At 47.4% G+C, this 2,025-nt stretch carries 1 protein-coding gene; it reads left to right on the plus strand.

Annotated features, from left to right (window positions below; genetic code table 11):
* The first annotated feature begins 602 nt into the window (after positions 1-602).
* Positions 603-1,979 (plus strand): group II intron reverse transcriptase/maturase, encoded by a 1,377-nt coding sequence (gene ltrA / locus MXE39_RS12795; protein ID WP_246979080.1) that lies wholly within the window; start codon positions 603-605, stop codon positions 1,977-1,979.
* Positions 1,980-2,025: the final 46 nt, after the last annotated feature.

Consider the following 2,025-nt stretch of genomic DNA (forward strand, 5'->3'; position numbering starts at 1 on the left):
TTGTGTGCTCGGCATGAGCATTATCTTGAGGGTTAAAGTCCCTTACGCACCCGCTAGTGGGAAGCGTTAGCTGAAAGCAAGGTACAGTGTGGTGACACCTGTGCTGAAAGAAGCTGGTTGTGAGCTATACAGCTCACACAGTGCAAAACCTTGGACCGACGAACAGAAACTTGCTACAAGGCGTGCAGGGCGGACGAGTCTCCAAGTTATGACGAAGTCCAATAACTAGACGGAGCCCGAGACGTAAAGCAAGCGGTTATATGAGGTGGAAGATAATGCCCTTACCCGAGGAGGTCTTGCCAGCGGGAAGAAACCCGTAGTAACAACGAATGGCAAGAAGTCAGCAGAGGTCATAGTACTGCCAAACGTCAGGAGGCAGGAAGGACCAAATCAACCAGAAGAGAAAGATCTTAGAACCTGACGGCTATGGTCTAGAAATAAGAGGTCACGAAAGGGAGAGGAGCATAGATAAACATCTACACCCATCTGCCCTGGAAGACCACTATCCTGAGAGAACATGCGAAGTAGCGCGGAACGCGAAAAGTGTGCGAGGGATTAGACCTGAGATGCCGTAAACAAGATGACACGGAGTTTTCAATAGCATGAAATCTACGAAACATACAGGATATACAGGACTGAGTATCTTCAGCAACATCGAAGTCACGCTGGATCAGGTGACTGACGCATACAACCTGAACAAAGCTTGTCGCAGGGTAACGAGTAATAAAGGTGCCCCAGGCATAGATGGCTTAAGTGTCGAAGAATACGCTGCGAGAAGAGCTGTCCAGGGATATGACGACCTGATCAAGAAGATTGAGGACGGTAAATACAGGCCGCAGCCTGTAAAGAGAGTTTACATCCCAAAAGCAAACGGAGATATGAGACCTCTGGGAATACCAACAGTAGAAGATAGAGTAGTACAACAGGCAATAGCTAACGTACTGTCAAACTTTTACGAAAGCAAGTTCTCAGACAACAGTTTCGGATACAGACCAGGTAGAGGATGCAGAGACGCCATTAAGAGGGCGATCAAATACGCCAACGAGGGGCATGAATGGATCATTGACCTGGACCTGAGCAAGTTCTTTGATACTGTAAATCACAGCAAATTGCTCCAAGTCATGTCAACAGACATAAAAGACGGAAGAGTAATATCTCTGATTCACAGATTCATGCGCGCGCCTGTATTCGAGAACGGATATGTAACACCGAAAACCACCATAGGCACCCCACAAGGCGGCCCAATGAGCCCGGTCCTGGCAAACATCATCCTGAACGAATGTGATCAGATGATGGATAAGACAGGAATCAAATTTGTCAGATACGCTGACGACATGATGATCTTCTGCAAAAGCAAGGAGGCAGCTCAGAGGACCCTCAACAGAGTGACCAGGTTTCTGGAGGGGAAATTGTTCCTCAAGGTAAACATGGAGAAAACAAAGATCCTGAAGTGCACACAAGGTACTCAGTTCCTTGGTTTCACCCTTACCAGGAGGGTTCCCAAACTCATCCGCAAGATAGCGCCGAAATGCACTGTCTATGTGAAAGTTCACGAAAAGAAGAGGATGAAGTTTATCCAGGAAATCAAGGAAACTCTGGACCGGAGATGCCCTGGTGGGTTCGAGAAAGTACAGAAGCGTTTCAACAACAAGCTGAGAGGCTGGTTCAACTATTTTAAAGGAGCAATACCTTTAAGCTGGATGAACCAGGTCGACAGCTGGATCCGCAGAAGAATAAGGCAGATGTACTGGAAGCAATGGAAGAAGCCGCGAAAGCGAATGGAGGAATTCCATAAGCTTAACAGCCGATCCCCAGAGCTTGGCCAATACGCCTACTCTTCAAACTCCTACTGGAATATGGCCAAGACAAAGCAAATTCATTCAGCACTGTCAAACGCCAAGATACAGGATATGGGATGGCTTAACCTGAATATGCTTAACGCCCAATACGAAGCAAAACTGGGCGGTAACAATGGTTGAAACCGCCGTATACGGACCCGTACGTACGGTGGTGTGATAATCATGA

This window comes from Anaerobiospirillum sp. NML120511 (assembly GCF_023050955.1).
Classification (GTDB): Bacteria; Pseudomonadota; Gammaproteobacteria; order Enterobacterales; family Succinivibrionaceae; genus Anaerobiospirillum.

Coding starts and splice junctions, on each gene's coding strand:
- ltrA (WP_246979080.1), top strand. CDS start 603: ATGAAATCTACGAAACATACAGGATATACAGGACTGAGTATCTTCAGC.